Annotated in this window: 13 protein-coding genes; all 13 read right to left on the bottom strand. The window is 40.9% G+C overall.

Annotated features, from left to right (window positions below):
• Positions 1-93 precede the first annotated feature (93 nt).
• On the bottom strand, positions 94-735 hold the full coding sequence (gene nusB, locus FNW02_RS02145; protein ID WP_191755930.1) for a transcription antitermination factor NusB: 642 nt from the start codon (positions 733-735) through the stop codon (positions 94-96).
• Positions 736-857: 122 nt separating this feature from the next.
• Positions 858-1,622 carry a DUF502 domain-containing protein gene (locus FNW02_RS02140; RefSeq protein WP_191756046.1) on the bottom strand — a complete coding sequence of 255 codons (765 nt, stop codon included), beginning with the start codon at positions 1,620-1,622 and terminating at the stop codon, positions 858-860.
• Between the two features lie 497 nt (positions 1,623-2,119).
• Positions 2,120-3,028 carry a glycosyltransferase family 2 protein gene (locus FNW02_RS02135; RefSeq protein ID WP_191755929.1) on the bottom strand — a complete coding sequence of 303 codons (909 nt, stop codon included), beginning with the start codon at positions 3,026-3,028 and terminating at the stop codon, positions 2,120-2,122.
• A gap of 126 nt (positions 3,029-3,154) precedes the next feature.
• Entirely contained in the window at positions 3,155-3,994 is an 840-nt protein-coding gene (gene hpsJ-B / locus FNW02_RS02130) for a hormogonium polysaccharide biosynthesis protein HpsJ (RefSeq protein ID WP_191755928.1), read from the bottom strand.
• Between the two features lie 296 nt (positions 3,995-4,290).
• Positions 4,291-4,938, bottom strand: a complete 648-nt coding sequence (locus tag FNW02_RS02125) for a TIGR04282 family arsenosugar biosynthesis glycosyltransferase (protein ID WP_191755927.1) — start codon at positions 4,936-4,938, stop codon at positions 4,291-4,293.
• A 32-nt stretch (positions 4,939-4,970) separates the two neighbouring features.
• The gene (locus tag FNW02_RS02120) at positions 4,971-5,489 is read right to left on the bottom strand and encodes a GspH/FimT family pseudopilin (RefSeq protein ID WP_225225343.1); all 519 of its coding nucleotides are present in this window, start codon (positions 5,487-5,489) and stop codon (positions 4,971-4,973) included.
• Between the two features lie 13 nt (positions 5,490-5,502).
• Positions 5,503-6,513, bottom strand: a complete 1,011-nt coding sequence (locus FNW02_RS02115; protein ID WP_191755926.1) for a glycosyltransferase — start codon at positions 6,511-6,513, stop codon at positions 5,503-5,505.
• 179 nt (positions 6,514-6,692) lie between these two features.
• Positions 6,693-7,670, bottom strand: a complete 978-nt coding sequence (gene hpsE / locus FNW02_RS02110) for a hormogonium polysaccharide biosynthesis glycosyltransferase HpsE (protein ID WP_191755925.1) — start codon at positions 7,668-7,670, stop codon at positions 6,693-6,695.
• Between the two features lie 9 nt (positions 7,671-7,679).
• Positions 7,680-8,648, bottom strand: coding sequence for a hormogonium polysaccharide biosynthesis glycosyltransferase HpsE (hpsE, locus tag FNW02_RS02105; RefSeq protein ID WP_191755924.1), 969 nt, complete (start codon positions 8,646-8,648; stop codon positions 7,680-7,682).
• Positions 8,649-8,865: 217 nt separating this feature from the next.
• On the bottom strand, positions 8,866-9,546 hold the full coding sequence (locus FNW02_RS02100) for a pilus assembly FimT family protein (protein ID WP_191755923.1): 681 nt from the start codon (positions 9,544-9,546) through the stop codon (positions 8,866-8,868).
• A 38-nt stretch (positions 9,547-9,584) separates the two neighbouring features.
• Positions 9,585-10,613, bottom strand: coding sequence for a hormogonium polysaccharide secretion pseudopilin HpsC (gene hpsC / locus FNW02_RS02095; protein ID WP_191756044.1), 1,029 nt, complete (start codon positions 10,611-10,613; stop codon positions 9,585-9,587).
• A gap of 71 nt (positions 10,614-10,684) precedes the next feature.
• Positions 10,685-11,362: a hormogonium polysaccharide secretion pseudopilin HpsB gene (gene hpsB, locus FNW02_RS02090; protein ID WP_191755922.1), complete on the bottom strand. Its 678-nt coding sequence runs from the start codon at positions 11,360-11,362 to the stop codon at positions 10,685-10,687.
• Between the two features lie 24 nt (positions 11,363-11,386).
• Positions 11,387-16,009, bottom strand: a complete 4,623-nt coding sequence (hpsA, locus tag FNW02_RS02085; protein WP_191755921.1) for a hormogonium polysaccharide biosynthesis protein HpsA — start codon at positions 16,007-16,009, stop codon at positions 11,387-11,389.

The raw sequence follows: 16,009 nt of genomic DNA, 5'->3' as shown, positions 1-16,009 counted from the left end.
GCAGATGCTCAGATTTATTTTTGCAAACAACTGCCTCCTTACTCTTAGCTCAAAACTTAGCAATCATGCAGCTGAGGAAGTGAGGTAAAAACCCTATGCAGTTTTTTTCTGCTCTGTGACTCGGCGTAAAACGCCGTTAATAAACCGATGACCTTCGTCTCCACTGTAGCGTTTGGCTAGTTCTACTGCTTCATTGATGGCAATACTGTCTGGAACTCCCAGGAACTTCATTTCTGCTACAGCGATTTGCAGAATGTCCCGGTCAATTTGGGCGAGGCGAGTTACTTGCCAATCTACTAAGGCAGTCGAAATGAGTTCATCTATAATATTTCGGTTTTCATTGACTGTAATTACAATCTCTTTGGCGTAATTGCGGACTCCCTTGTCCTGATTAGCTAACTGAATCAATTCTGGGAAATCAATTGCTGTACCCAGCTGATTGATTGCTGTTTGAGTATATGTGATCGCCTCTTGGAGCATTGTTCTAGCAGTGTTGATGTCTGAGGCCCGAGTTTGGCTGCTTAAGAGGCGATCATTACTGCGTTGCAATTCACCTGCGGCATTATCCAAGGTATCTTGCACTTCTGATGTCAGGGTGCGTACTGCGCCTAGTACCAACTTGGATACTAATTGCTCATCTTGTAATTGATCCAATTTTTTTGGATTTACTGGCAGTTGGCTAAGGCTTAAAAGCGCCAATTCACGAGCAATTTGCTGGGGTTTACGAGGTTGCATAAAAATGAGGAGTGATTGTGCGAGAATTGATTAACTAGAAGGAGTGGATTTAAAAGTGTATCAATTTTGGCACAGCCAAACAACAACGTTATCCAATTGCTTGTGACTTTGCCTGATTGATTTTAAGTTTCTTCGACGGGGATAATTGACTGCTTTGTTTCGTCGTGTTTTACTTCCAGTTGAGATTCTTTGGGGAAAACCAAGGGCGTATTGGGGGCGACAATGCCACCAGACACAACTATTTTAAAGGCGTCTTCAATCGATAATGAGAGGTTCACTACCTCGTCTTCAGGAACTACTGCATACCATCCGGTAGTGGGGTTTGGGGTGGTGGGGATAAAAACACTCAGCATCGGGTGAGACATTTGAGATTGAATATCACCGCTGATCGCGCCAGTGACAAAGGCGATCGCCCAAATTCCCCGCCTCGGATACTCTACCAAAATTACACGGCGAAACTTGCCATTTGAGTCTTTTAGTATTGTTTCTAAAAGTTGCTTGAGAGTTTTGTATACTTGTCCAGCTAACGGTATAGCTTGTAGAACGCGTTCACCAAAATCAAGTAACCACCGCCCAGCAATATTCCGAGCCATTAAGCCAATCAAAAGAATACTTAGTAATGGCACTGCTAATCCCACTACAAAATTCAGCAGATTCACTAGTATTGGATGCAACCCATCAAAGGGATTCAGTTGTTTGGGAATTTGGGTGAGAAAGTTGATTACCCAAGTGGCAATTGTAATCGTTAGCCAGATGGTAGTTGCTAGGGGAATAACTACCAACAAACCAGCAATCAGGTCATTTTTTAAGTCCTGTTTTAGGCGTTCGATTACCAAGCCCTGATTCTCCTTTTTGAGGCTAGAGGAACTTTGATTATTGGTCTTCATACCAGCAGATTCGTCAAATTGCGAAGACTTTACTTCAGGCATCTTTTGCCGCAAGTAACTGTACAAACAGCAAGCTGTTTGGCTGCTACCACAGAAATACTCACTTGTTGCTAGAAATCAGCTATTTTCATACAACTTTGTATGAAAAGACATGCACCAACCGACTAGCGGGTGGTTAGTCTTAGAGGATGTTACTTTTCTTTGTAAGACTTGTAAATGATTGCTGCAAGTCTCTTAGGTATTACTAATCTACCGCGCTCAGCCAAAAGCTGCTCATGATTGTGGAAACACCACCAGGCAAACTTAGGAGTCGTCTTGTCCGGTGAGTAATTTACACATTGCTAGGAGCGGCTTTTCTGAAAAAGTTGTGTTAAAAATATTAATTTATCAAATTCGGGCTGTAATCAGCTGATGTATATTTAAAGTTTCATCCTTAAAGGCTTGGGAAATCAAAAACTAAAACAAAAATTCTTTTGACTCCCAACTCCCAAATTTCTCTAAGCTGCATCAGCTTGTGTAGTTTCTGAAGCCACGCACTGCACCTGTTGTGTATTATCTTCTGCAAGAATTACTTTTGCATCTAAGCTGGGCTTGGGTAAATACTTCATTTCCCAGACTTTGAGCAAAATCAGGTATTCATAGAATGCTTGCAATGTACACCAAGCCATTCCAGCACGTCCGTCTAAACAGCCACCCAAGATAAAATACATATATAAAAAGCGTAGCAACGGTCTAGCGGGTAAACGCAAAGACAAATCTTTGAGAGCACGGCGTTTTTCTACTTCTGATTTACCAAAGAACAAATCTCGCCAGTTAACTTTACCCTGTTCTAGTTGATACAACGTTTCTTGCGCTTCATCTGTGGAATATCGATTGTGCTTTTCAATCCAGCGACTCAAGCCTTTGCTGCAAGTGTAGTGGGGGTAGGTTTCTTTTAAAAAACTAGTAGCACCGTCACAAACTTCCCTTTCAGTGTGACCATAGTCTGTAAACCACACCTTACAGTGGCGGAAGAGGCGCATTTGATAACGGGGATACTGGGTGCTATGACGAATCCAACGATTCATGAACATGACGCGTTCAGCAACGTAGTAGCCAATGTAGTCTGGATTCTCAATAGCCTTTTCGCTTTCAGTGAAAAGCTCTGGTGTCATGCGCTCATCAGCTTCGAGAATGTAGACCCATTCGTGCTTTGGAGGGATAGACTCTAACATCCAGGTGCGTTGGCGTCCGTGGCTTTCAAAAGGATGTTGGACGATGCGGATAGGATAGCGACTAGCAATTTCTACGGTGCGATCGCTACTGCATGAGTCTACAACAATAATGTCATCCGATAGCATCGCTGACTCGATACAAGCAGCAATATCTAATTCTTCGTTATATGTCAGTATGTAAATTGAGAACATCTCAGGTTTTATAGCGATTTGATTAAGTTGTTAATTATCTTTTTATTGTTATTAGCTATTAGGTATGTGGCAGCATGAACCATCAACAACTGCTTGATGCGTCCATACTGCCATACCGATAGTTGATTAACGCGCGGTAGCTTTACGTCCACCACCTTGTAAACTACCCATACCTCTTAATCCTGTCCAGCCGATGATAATGTAACCAATAGACAACAGCAAACTGCTAATACCAATTCTCAGTCCAGACTTCCAAGCATTATCCTTAGCTTGTTTTTCAGCTTCGTCTCTGCGCTGGCGAATTTGATTCAGTCTTTGATTTGCAACTCCTTGAGGATCTGTGCGCTGCGCGATAAATTTGTCAAGTTCTTGGGGATTTGCTTTAAACTTCTTGAGTAATTCTTTTTGCTCAGCGGGAAGTTGGGGATTTGCAAGCGCTTGCTTATACTTCTGCTCGTCTTTAAGTAGTTCAGTAAACTGAGCTCTAGCTTGGTTTCGCAATTGTTCTAACTGAGCTTTTGCTTGATCATTGTTCAGTTGTGCTTGGAATTGAGATAGCTGGTTTTTCAGTTGATTTTCTGCCTGATCTGCATCCTGGGAAATTTGATTTACTGTTTGAGTGCTAGCTTGACGCACATTATTGAGGTGCAGAGGAAAAATCAATAAGAACATTAACCCTAAAATACTGGATATAATCAGGGCGGGAAATCTTAAATCGATACCTGATGGGCGATCGCCAGTATCAGCACTATCAATCCAATATGCAGCAAACAACAGACCTAAGCCTACCAGAGGCACAATTCCCCGGTCAACCAAGGCTGTTGCTATGCTGATTTGCCATCCCCGATCAGTTGGTTGAAAGGGTAACAGTAGAATCACAAAGTCTACAAAAAAGGACAAAATGCAGATTATTCCAACTACCTTCAGTGTTAAGGCAGTGTTCAAGGCAGCAAAACGGTTAACCATAGTCTTTCAAACTTGCGGTAAATAAGAGTGATTTTCATATTTCAAGTTACTTGAATATTGTTCCCATAACTTTAAATGTTGTGTATGAACACAAGACTGATTCAAGACTAGTCAAGAATCTTCACCTCTTGGTTTTAAACTACACCACAGTAGCATCTGTAATGTAGACTGTCTTCAGAAAATTCCTGGTGTTGGAAGATACGAAAGCAAATAGGGGCATTGGGTATTGGACATTGCGAAGAATTTAGTTTCTATTTTCCACTCCTCCACAGCCCTAGCCCTCATTCTCCCAATCCTTAACTCCTCATTTCTCCCTCAAGGGTTTGTTCCCAAATTGGTAAGTCCTCTGGACGATCAACATCAGCCAAAGTAGGCAAGTATACAGGCGACAAATTCAGTAAATGAGCAATCTCCACAGTTTTTTGGAATACTTGAGCAGTTCCCCACTCGATGTTAACGAATAACTCAGGGATAGGCTGGCGCAAACCAATCAGGTAATAACCACCATCGATAGCCGGGCCAAGCACAAGTTCAAAGGCTTGTAGTTGCTCAAAGGCTGTTGCTAAAATCTGGGCATTCACTCCAGGACAATCTGTACCGATGATCATTACTTTTTCTGCACCAGATTCAAAAGCATCAAATAGCGATCGCGCCATGCGTGAACCTAGATCCCCTTCACCTTGAGGCTGGTAAACTAAACCCAACCCCAGCCAGTCTTGCATGAGTTGCAAATCACCGCCTGCAAACCGTACTTCCACAGATATAGCAGTTACCTTTTGCAATTCTCTAACCTGAAATATCGTATATTCGGTCATCTCCCGTTGAAGATTAGCAGCACCGAGAGTACCCAAAGCAGGTATCAGGCGGGTTTTTGTCTTGCCTGGTTCTGGATAACGAGTAAAAATAATTAAGTGCTGTTTTGAGCTTTTTGGTAATTTCAGCACACTATACCTTGTTTGAATAAACTAAAAATATCTTAATAACAATACTTGCCACCTTCAGCTGTAGCCTGCTCTTTTTCCGTTCGCATTCCCCCTATAATTGTCGAAACAATAACGCAACGCTTAGCTTTACCACCATATTTACTAGATAACGTGATCCGTCCTAGGTCGTTGAGGCTTTTAGCATTACCTCTATAGTCAAACTCAACTTTGCGTATTCCATTTGAGAGTGTAAAGTTTGTCTCAGAATCAAAATGGATACTGGGATCTAAATTATTCCAGTTAGCGGCAGATGGGTTTACTGTAGCAGGATGAACAGCCCATTGAATAATACCGTTGTGTTCACGAAAGCTAACTTGCCAAGTCAATTTTTCTTTGATAGCTTGACTTCGAGCTTGGCGCATAGCAAGGTGAACTTCATTTTGTGCAGTATTGAGGCGACGAGTGTTCACAAAAGTCAGCCAATTAGGTATTCCCAGCGCAGCTAATATACCAATTAGTACAACAACAACTAACATTTCTGGCAAAGTAAAGCCACTGTTAGAGCGGTTCAAAAAATATTTTGTATTAACTAGAAACGGTAAATGCACCTGAGTATCCACTTTTATTTTCTGGTCGATTTTCAGCCTCCTGGCTTCTGTTTCTGTGCTGATTAATAATTCTGTTTAGTGAGGTAGGTAGGAAAAGAACTATAACAATTTTCAATAATAGTTTTAAGCTGAAATTTATACGTTGGAGCCTTGAAGAGTCATTCAAAATATAATTCCATAAAAATTTAGCCGCTATCAGAGTATTTTGTCTATTAAACGGCTTTTGTAATGCTTTACAAGTTAGATATTTATATAAGTTGGCAAGGCTTATATTCCAATTATCTTTAAGTGCCAATGGTCTTATCTGATATGCTCGTTCCAGAACTTGTAAGCAGGCTTTTTCTTGTCTGACAAGATTAGAAGAAACTGAATTAGCACTGATTCGGTATAAAATTTGTACAGATGGTATGCATACAAAATCGAACTTGCAAGCTAATCGCAACCACATATCCCAATCTTGAGCAGCACTTAAGTATTTATCAAATCCACCTAATTCGATTAAAGCTTCTCTACGAATTAAAGGATTTGACCCATTCTCTAAAAAATTAGTCAACAATAGATTTTCATAAACATTGCCATTGATATTAATGTGTGTGCCTGAGACTACGAATTCACCATTTTCGTTAATATAATCAGTCCAACTATAAGCAACTACTGCTTGGGGGTTTTCCTGCAAGGCTTTCAACTGAATTTCTAGCTTATCAGCTGTCCAGATATCATCTGCATCTAAGAAACTAATAAATTCTCCAATGGCATAATTCAACCCACGGTTACGGCTAACGTTACCCCCAGAATTATTAAAGGAAAATACTTTTATTCTAGAGTCTTTAAATTGTGAAATTATATCTAAAGTGGAATCTTGCGAACCATCATTAATTATAATTAACTCAAAATCAACAAAAGTTTGCCTTAAAACAGATTCGATTGTTACTTTAATAGTTTTTTCGCTATTGTAAGCTGGTATAATTACAGAAATATTTGGTATCATCTGATTGATTTATTATCAAAGGTCACAAATATAGTTTTCCCTGTAATTTTGCCAAACTAACATTTCTATGTAAAAAATAGATTAAATTATTATTTAACTGTTGCTTTCGAGCATGACTTAAGTGGTACTATTTATTCAGATTAAGTGACAGAAATAATAAACAATGAATAAATAGCTAATTAATTAGTTAATTTTTGTAGATTTATTTTTAAGTAATAAAAAGGGCTGATCATACTACCCAAGTAAAATTGGATTTCAAAAAGTGCGATTAAATCACTTTTTATTTTACCTCTATACTTAATTAAATGCTCTAAGACTCGGCGCAAATTACCCAAAAAGGTTCTTACAAAGATTATCGGTTTTTGCCAGTTTTTAGTATTGATCAAGCGTAACTGACAAATACACAAACCACAGCCACGAGCCAGAGTTAGTAAATAATCTTTTTCTAATCGCCAATGTGGTATTTGATGATAAGTATGCATATTTGGGTTATACCAAATTTCCCAGCCTGCATAGTGGATGTAAAGCAATGGTTCATAGTCATCACCCTGCACCAAAATGCCAGGTAATTTTCCACTCAATTTAGGTCGTTGTGGAACATTCTCACGCCACGCTTGTTTACGAACAACAAGAGCCGCACCAGGGGGAAGTCTTAAATTAGCAGCATCAAATAAATGTGGTTCTAGTCCGTGTTCTCTGATAGCGAGAAAAGCTTGGATTCTCTCAAACTCTTCCGGTGGTTTTACTTCAAAATCACCATGAATTTGTCCACTCCAAACGCCTGCTTGAGGATGCTCAACCCCAAAAGTATAAGCTTCTGCTAACCAATTAGGAGCGGGGAGGTTATCATCATCTAAAAATGCGATGAGTTCACCTCTGGCTTCGCGTACTGCACGCAGTCTTGCAAAGGCGGCTCCCTGTTCGGTTTCTAAAAAGTATCTCAATGGAAATTTACTATTGCAGATTTTTTGGTAACTCTCTATTACCTCATACGTATTATCGAAACTATTATTATCCACAATAATAATTTCTCCATTAAGGTGTTCTACTCCCGTCTGGGCCAAAAGCTTATCCAAAATCTTAGGTAAACGAGTTGCACCGTTATATGTAGGAATGGCTATAGTTATATCTAGACTTTCAATTAGTAACTCAGTCATAATAGTCAATTATTTATGATTTGTTTTTAAATATCCGTTTTTCCAAAGATAAAAAGGACTAATGAAGCTACTTAAAAAAAGTTGCATTTCACAAGCTGCTACCAAATCAGTTTTTAATTTTGTTTTATATTTAATTAAGTGAAAACCAATTTTACGTAAATCATTTATCATATAAGCTAAACAAGTAGCTGGTCTATATATAGGTTTTATATTTACCATCCTAGTAATATAACGACTAAGCCCAATACCTCGAAAAAATGGAATTAAATAGGCTTTTTGCAATCGAAAAATTGGTATTTTATGATAAATTTCCATCTCTGGGTTATACCAAATTTCCCATCCTGATTTTTGAATGTATGACAGCATTTCCAAGTCTTCACTGGTGAGCATATTACCGTTAATTCTACCAGTTAAAATAGAATGATCTGGTACGCTTTCTAACCAAGCTTGTCTGCGGATAACAAGTCCGGCAGAAGGCGGTAGCAATTTTTTTGCAGGTTCATACAGTAGCGGTAAATTTCCTCGCTCTGTAATTGCCAAAAATGGAGCAATTCGCTGAAAGTTTTGCGGTGGTTCTACTTCCCAGTCAGGGTGAATCTGGCTACCATAAGCTCCCGCTTTAAGATACTTTTGACCAAAAGCATAAGCTGCGGCTACCCAGGTTGATATCGGGTAATTATCATCGTCTAAAAAACCTATAAATTTGCCTTTAGCTTCTTCAACTGCTCGTTTTCGAGCATAAGCTGCTCCCTGTCGTGCTTCAAAGCAATACTTTAAAGGGTAAAGGCATTGCCAATTTTGTTGATAGGTTTGAACAACTTTCTTCGTGTTATCGGTGCTGTTATTATCTACAACTATAATTTCCCAAGTTAAATTTTCTGTATCAATTTGGTTTTGCAGCCGCTCCAGTAGTTCAGGCAAACGACTTTCACCGTTGTAAGTTGGGATAGCTACAGTAAAGTCAAGGCTCTCAGTCATCTTCCCAAATTTATATTTTGTTAAAGTACTTTTTGATATGCCAGCGAATGTTAAAAATGCAATAGGGCGTATTGTATGGCTAATTGGTTACAAGTAAACAATAATGTTTAAAACCAGAAACTTAGATCTAATATTACAATTTTGCTCTTAAGGTGCAGTTTCCCGTACCGTATGATTACAGAAATTTTTGCAGCATTTCGCTACCAAACAAATTTATTTAATTGCATTGAGAGTCTTTCGCTGTTCGCATTCCTCCAATTAGAGTATCAACAATCACGCACCGCTTCACATTGCTAGCACTATTATTTCCTTGGGGTACAGCTAATACAACTTTTAAACCCGTATCAGGAGCATTATTGTTAGTCTTAGGTGCCAAAATACCCATGTAATCAAAAGTAATCGTTTGTGGTGCGCTGCTATTAAAGCTAGAAGCATATGTGAGCGAACTGACGGTATTTACTTCGCTAAGATTTGTACCAAGCAATACCTGTCCCGGTTGAATTCCCAAATCTCCACCCAAATCACGCCAAAAACTGTTAGGTGTAGAACCCTTGGGATGTATGGCAATTTGTGTAACTTTAGTGGTGATATCAGTTGTAAAGCTGACACTGTAGCTTAGTTTTTTCTTTTTAGCTTCTCGCTGTGCTTCCTGTAACGCAGCTATAACAGCGTCATTAGCCTTATTTACCCGCTGTCTATTTACAAAGGCAAGCCAACCAGGAGCCGCGATCGCACCTAAAATACCTATCATCAACACCACTGCGATTAATTCCAGTAAACTAAAGCCAGCATCATGTCGGGTGTATCTAGAAGCATAGCGCAGCCTGTTAACCAGATATCGCTGTTTACTGTTCCTATTCCAGTTACCGGGGTGCAACTTCAAACTTAAATTTTCCATAATCAGCTGCTATTAAATAGTCCTTTGATTTTCAGCTTTTACTTGGTATACAAGTATCCGCGTCCTTGTACTCGTACACTTGCAGTTGGAAAATAAGTTTTTTTGCTCTCAGTGTAATTCAGTTTAGTTGAATCGTTTTCGATACGAGCAAGCGCGTTTCCTCGTAAAAATACCTGTGCTGTTGTGTTAACTCTATCGACACAGGCATAAAAACTAGTCATTTTACCTGTAGCACGAGTATTGAAGCTGGCTGTGTTTGGTGATACTTTTGACCATGTGATGCTAGCGGAGTTAGGAGGGCATGTTACCGCTGGCGCTGCTGGTACGTCGTCAGTTTTGGTTTGGTCAATAAAGTCAACAAGCACTATGCTATCGGCAGTATAAGTGGCTGTGGCTTTTGTCCAAGCATTCATCTTTTCGGCTAGTGTGCCGACTCCATCGAGCTTAAATGGGGCAAAGCCTGGACTAGGACACTGACCTGCTAAATACTTTCCACAAGTTTGTGTACTGCTGGGATCTGCTATGCCATCCCTAATTTGCCATCTGGCGATACGAGCAGCTTTAGACCAAGTAGCACTAGTGTCTTTAATTAAATAGTAGGCAACTAATGAGTACACAAAAGTATCATCTTTTTGGCTGCCTGTAATTGTAATTGCTTGGCTAACTAATTCTCGTTTCCAAAAGACAAGAACAGGAACTCTATCTGTCGCGGTTGGGCTAGGTAGTTGATTGCCAGTTGTACCTGCATTTGGGCAAGTGCTAGGAGTATTAGTATCAGCAGTACCAGTTAGACAACCAATTCCAGTAGCATCATAGATATAAATTGCTTGCTGTAAATCACGAGCAATATAATCCAGTGCAGCTTGGATTTCTTGCTCAGAATTTGCCTTGGCTTGCTCCTGCTGGTCTGTATTCATAATGTTGATCATGAATCCCATCAATGGGGTGATGACAAGGAATGCCAGAATCATAGCTATCAGCAATTCAATCATGGTGAAACCACCAACTTGTTCAACACCTTGAGAGCGTCGCATCTGCTTGCTGAGCAGGAATTTTAGTGTCCTCATCATGTTGCGGTATTCTCTTTACTGTATAGATACACAGCTATCAATTTCATAATGTGAATTTGCCCAGTCTTTTATTGACAGGCTTGATTGGTTGCAGTACCAAGACGTTGACATAAAGCTTGAAATGAAGTGTTAGTACTAGCAATGTCGGTTGTCATTTCTATCAATGGTGCTTGACGTTCACCCAACCCGCCTGTAAAAGGTTTTTGTGTATTTTTAGTAGTACCTGTGCTGGCAGTTAGAGTTTTTGTAAAGTCCGCATCTGCCCGATAAACTCGAATTCCCAGACGGTAGCCATCGTTTGCACCAGTACTTTGAACAATTCGATTAGCCTGAATGTAAAACAAATCGCTAGTACAATTGGGTGGATTTAGCAGACCATTTTTGTTAAAGCAATACAAAGTAGTCGATGCCGTAGGAACAGGCATTTTTGTAGTATTAATTAAATAGTCGCCTGGTCTATCTACAAGATTTCTTTTAATAGTCGTGCTTGGTGCATCTAATGCTGGAGTAATTGCACCTGGCGCTGCAATTGCTCCAGTTCTGACACCATCAATAAATGTTTTTGCCGCTTGGGTTGCCAGTTCTACCCGCCTAGACTGAACGCGGGTTGCTGTTGCCAGGACGATTACAGGTGCGATCGCTGTTAGTAAAATAGAAACTACGAGTATTGCTACCAACGACTCAATAATCGTAAAACCAGACTCACCAGAAGGGCAGCTTATTAGCTGTTGTTTGCGTTTAATCATTGCTTATCACCAGTTTCTAAGATTTTATGATTGACAGCTAGAAGGACGTTGATCTTGGTCAATTACATAAGTATCATCACTCACAGCAACGGTTCCTTTAGGGTCTTTTGCACACAGCAAAGTTGCTACCCAGAGGTCATCTCGCCCAACTTCTCGGAAGTATTCATCCGGCAGATCGTCTGGCGTTCTCACCAATTTTTGGGCAAACAAGTCAGGTGATTGTGACAGTAGCCCTACATCATAACCCCACTGCCTTCCAGGAGCGATGTAGAAAGGAGCTCTGCGCTGGTTTCCAGTAATCTTATACTCACCTGATAACAAGGCTCTAAATGGGCCTGTAGCATAAGCACTGCGTTTGAACTGGATAAAGGAGCCACTAATTCTAGCTTTTGTAGCATCCGCTGTACCGCCGGTTGAGTTCCAGTTTTCCAAAAACCGCACAAAGTTATGCAAACCACCATTATCTTCAGCGGGACGTGGGGGAGTATCTCCAGCCGCAGCGACCAAATTGAAGGTGGTTTCGCTAGCTATTTGCAACCAGTTGTTATGATAGTTGCCACTATCAGGGCCCACGATTGTACTACTGTTTGGTGTTTGAGGCGAACCAAAAGGCATATTGATTTGTAAGACTGGCTGCAATATAGGTTGGTTCTCTGGCGTTACGTCTGCTGTGAAGCTAGCTTGCAAATAACCTGGGTTGCTAGCATCAATTGCTTTGTCATCATTGCTTGTCTTAAACCACAAAGCTTTAGCATTATTTACTAATGGAGGTTGAACAGTATTATTTCCAAGGCTATACTCCTTGACTATGCCTCCATCAATTCCTAGAATAACTGGCTTGCCACTAGCATTAAAAAATAACGCACCTAATTGTGGTGTCGGACTAGGGCCTGCATAGGCATCAACATCAGCTTGAGTGTAGCGTTTGAAAGCAACTCGACGGGGGTAGCGTTGATATGCAGCAATAGGAGGAACAGCCGTTGTACCCGACTCGATTTCACTGGGCACTTCTGGTGTTGCCGTTTTATCTCCTCTCGATTTACCTACAATACCACCAGCAATATTCCATGAGGTTTCGTTTGTGGATGGCTTAACTTTCCAGTCTTGAGGTGTACACGCTGAGACAGGTAGTTTTTCGCAGACTTCCATTAAATACTCGTTGAATTTCCCTCGTCGCTGAACTGGTGTAACAAAGTTGTTGAGGTAGGAACTACTGACTACAGGAGGAACCTCTGTATTTGTTGTAGCTGGATCATACCATTGAGCATTGGTGACATGTAAATTAGTAGAAAAGCCATTTTGTTTAAACTGGTTAATAGAATTCGTATCCCCCAGGTTGTTGTTCAGGTCATAGTCTCCCTCGTTGCGGAAACCCAACTGGAAGTTATTAGAGAGTAGGGTTACAGCATCGGCTATTATACTTGCAGGTCGCCATTTATCCCCAGTAGTACAATTTGGCAGCCTCGGATCACCTGAGCGACAAGCAAAGTGGACATTGCGTTGAGCTGCGGTGCGAGTATAAAAGTTGTTCCAATCATCTGCCAGTGCTGTTGTAAACTCTTGTTGAGTATGACGATTGAAGTTGCCTTTAACATATACAGGCAAGTTGGAAGCTAAAATTAGCCCTTTTTCTGTATCTCTATAACCCAACGTTCGCCAGATTGGGCCGTCATTGCTAAGGTCACTATTGATTAACATAATGGCGTTAGGACGGCGAGTCGGGTCAAGTTTAAAGTCAACAGGGCTTTCTGTCTTCTGGTTTATTCCTGTTGCACTCGCATCCAAAAGTGCGTCATCACGAGTAGCGTAGATAATACCGCTGTTGGGTAGTAAATATTCGGTTGCTGTCGTTACGCCACCACTAATAGTTTTTTCTCGCAGCTTATTGATATCTAATACTGTGGTGCGAATTTCTAGAGGTTGACGATCTTGAATGGGAAGATTGTAGTCTATAGCTGATGGTATTACAGCGCCCCCATCTGCATTTGTAAATGTTTCTAATATCGGTGGGTTAGCTGGGTCAGATGGGGTTGCTGGATTGTCTGCATGAATTGCCTTAATCTGCCTAGCATCAAGAAAGGCAGTTTCCATAATTGCGCCGTGAGGAATGACAGGAGTACTCTGAACGCTAATAGTGCCATCTGAAATTTGGAGAGCGCAAAGTGCAGACTCAACAGCAGATCTTTCTGAAAGAGTACGATTAGCGGCAGTTTTTGCCAGAGCCTTTTGAAGTGGCTCATTCACCAAACGTCCATTGGGATATTTTAATTGGGCTTGGTAACTCAGGACTGCTGCATAAGTTGTTTCGCCACTAGCAATATCAGGAGCAGCGTAAACTATGCCGTTATTGGAATTCCCAGCATTGGCAGCAGTGACATTTGTACTAGGGTCAGAGCCAATAGGGGAGGCATTAGGTAGACCTTCTTGATTTCTAGCTCTAATGCTATTAGTAGGATCGTAGTAGCTGCTAATACAAGCAATAGGTGCTGGAGTCTGCTGATTGTAGCTTGCAATGTTATAGTGATAAACCACTGTCGCCCGCATCCGCAGGTAAGGTGTATTTGCGTTATCTGGAAATGCGATATCTGTATCCTTAGTACTGGTAGCAGTTGCAGTTGCAGCGGTAGAAATAACTGGCATCATATCTGACCAGATTTTGTCTGTAGCAGTTTTGGCTGCTGTGTACTGAGCACTAGTCTCAGTGACAGTATAACCACTAGGCAGATAAATCCCAGCACCAGTTACCACTCGTAAGCCACCAGCAGGGTCTTGGGGATTAGTCGGCACTTTAGCAGCTGCTAATTCCCAGTCTTTATCTCGGTCTGTAGCTCCTAAATCAGCCAGTATTTCTACACGACTACGACGAGTACGAGTTCCATCTCCGTCATCCCATACAATACCTGTGATATTTTGGGTATCTTGCGGATTTGGCCCAACAAAGCTTGTTCCGTTCCACCAGAGTTCAGGGAGGTTGTTACCCATCAAAACCCTGTCACCCAAAAATTGCTCTATACCTCCCAACTGTTTTTGCAGTTTAGTTGGTTCGGTTGCACCAGGTAAAAGCTTTGTAGCATCGCCTGTATTAGTCCTTAATGCCAGACCAGTATTACTTGTACCATCACTAGGTTTGATGGGATATATCCAAGGATCTGGTGGACGTAACGTGTTACCACTGCCTTGAAGTATTTCAGTTTCTTGGCTACCCCCTACTTTGTAATTTCCTAGAGCATCGCCACCAAAACCAACCTCTGCATAAGGTACACGGCGAGTGCGTCTTTTAAAGTAAAGCTCTAGTTGTTGTCGTCGTATTCTTTCATTTTCTTCTGTGGTGTAACTTGGTAAACCAAGCTTCGTTTTTTCTTTAGCAATATTATCTATAACCTCTTGTGGATCAGCAGTTGCAGCAGTAATATGAGCACTCACTAAGCGATTGATACGTTGTACATAAGCTAGGCTGTTGTAGGCTATATTGTTTGGATTTCCACCAACTGATTTGTTAGCCGTAACTTCAGAGGTTAAATCAGGATCAGTGCTTTTTCCTTTGTATAGATGAACTTTGCTAGTAGTACCCAAATCACTTGCATCTGTAAATCCACCAGCGCCTAAATTCCCACCCAGAATAATTTTGGCATTGTCATCTTCATAGAAGCAGGATGCTTTACTGCTAACTTGATATAAAGTGACACCACTTCCTGGTGAACCAGTAAGGAAATTACTATTAGTAAAAATCCGCCCGTTCAATCTAAAGGCAGGGCCGGGAGTAAGTCCTATGTCATCCTCATAAATAACAGCATTATTAACCAGAGGAAGTTGTACGCGTTCTTGCTGATACTCTATGGCAGAAAAACCTTTATTACCTTTGTATTTCTCATAGTTAGTAGTATCTGTAGGTGTAGTGGTAATAGGAACAGTTGCAGTGTAAGCAAAAAAGGCTTTTTTTAATTTTCCGCCAATATTAAACCAGCCAGTGTTACCTACCAAGGTGGCGCTCGTGCCTAGGGTATCTCCACAATCTCCACTCACACTACCAGCAGTCATGGGTGGAGTTCTCGCCTCTAGAGAATTTCTAGCGCGGGTATATGCACCACTGGCTATTGGAGGATTTTTAAAGTAAATTCCATAAAGAGTGTAGCTATCAAATTTGCCGTTGTTGTCGGTATCTACAGGGTACAGCCATGCTGTCTTTAAATTGTCTGAGCCTTGAGTCAGCTGTAGTTGAATTTCGTCGCCAAAAGTGTATTCGTTGATATTGGGTATTGTTGTTAAAGTAGAGTACAACGCATCATCTGTTGGCGTAGCTCGTGGTAGGCGCCCGTCTTGAAATAGCTTGTTTAATTTAGCTCTAGCGCGGTCAATTGCTGGAGTCGCAGCATTAAGAGTAGCCTCATTCACTCGGACATTACTAGCATTTTTGGAGCGTTCAAAAGAGCGAAATAAAATTGCAGTTGTTAGTAGTACAACTACTAAACTTACCATTGCTACTGTTGGTAAAACAAAACCGGCATTTACTGAGTTTCGTTTTCTTCCTGTGACAACAAAATTCCGCAGTAGCCAAATAATTTGCTTTTTAATTGCAGATAAAAATTGCTTGCTAATTTGGATGAAGGTTTTTTTTATTGCTTTGAATGTCCGACGCTTTCGAGACAT

This window comes from Komarekiella delphini-convector SJRDD-AB1, assembly GCF_014831675.1.
Taxonomy (GTDB): domain Bacteria; phylum Cyanobacteriota; class Cyanobacteriia; order Cyanobacteriales; family Nostocaceae; genus Komarekiella.
Note: the sequence above shows the minus strand (reverse complement) of the source record. Positions and strands in the feature narration are given on the sequence as shown.

What these genes read in the sequence shown, in the direction of transcription:
- hpsB (WP_191755922.1), bottom strand. Translation starts at nt 11,362, where the DNA reads ATGATTAAACGCAAACAACAGCTAATAAGCTGCCCTTCTGGTGAGTCT.
- hpsE (WP_191755925.1), bottom strand. Translation starts at nt 7,670, where the DNA reads ATGACTGAGTTACTAATTGAAAGTCTAGATATAACTATAGCCATTCCT.
- FNW02_RS02115 (WP_191755926.1), bottom strand. Translation starts at nt 6,513, where the DNA reads ATGATACCAAATATTTCTGTAATTATACCAGCTTACAATAGCGAAAAA.
- nusB (WP_191755930.1), bottom strand. Translation starts at nt 735, where the DNA reads ATGCAACCTCGTAAACCCCAGCAAATTGCTCGTGAATTGGCGCTTTTA.
- hpsE (WP_191755924.1), bottom strand. Translation starts at nt 8,648, where the DNA reads ATGACTGAGAGCCTTGACTTTACTGTAGCTATCCCAACTTACAACGGT.
- hpsC (WP_191756044.1), bottom strand. Translation starts at nt 10,613, where the DNA reads ATGAGGACACTAAAATTCCTGCTCAGCAAGCAGATGCGACGCTCTCAA.
- FNW02_RS02140 (WP_191756046.1), bottom strand. Translation starts at nt 1,622, where the DNA reads ATGAAGACCAATAATCAAAGTTCCTCTAGCCTCAAAAAGGAGAATCAG.
- FNW02_RS02100 (WP_191755923.1), bottom strand. Translation starts at nt 9,546, where the DNA reads ATGGAAAATTTAAGTTTGAAGTTGCACCCCGGTAACTGGAATAGGAAC.
- hpsJ-B (WP_191755928.1), bottom strand. Translation starts at nt 3,994, where the DNA reads ATGGTTAACCGTTTTGCTGCCTTGAACACTGCCTTAACACTGAAGGTA.
- hpsA (WP_191755921.1), bottom strand. Translation starts at nt 16,009, where the DNA reads ATGTCTCGAAAGCGTCGGACATTCAAAGCAATAAAAAAAACCTTCATC.
- FNW02_RS02135 (WP_191755929.1), bottom strand. Translation starts at nt 3,028, where the DNA reads ATGTTCTCAATTTACATACTGACATATAACGAAGAATTAGATATTGCT.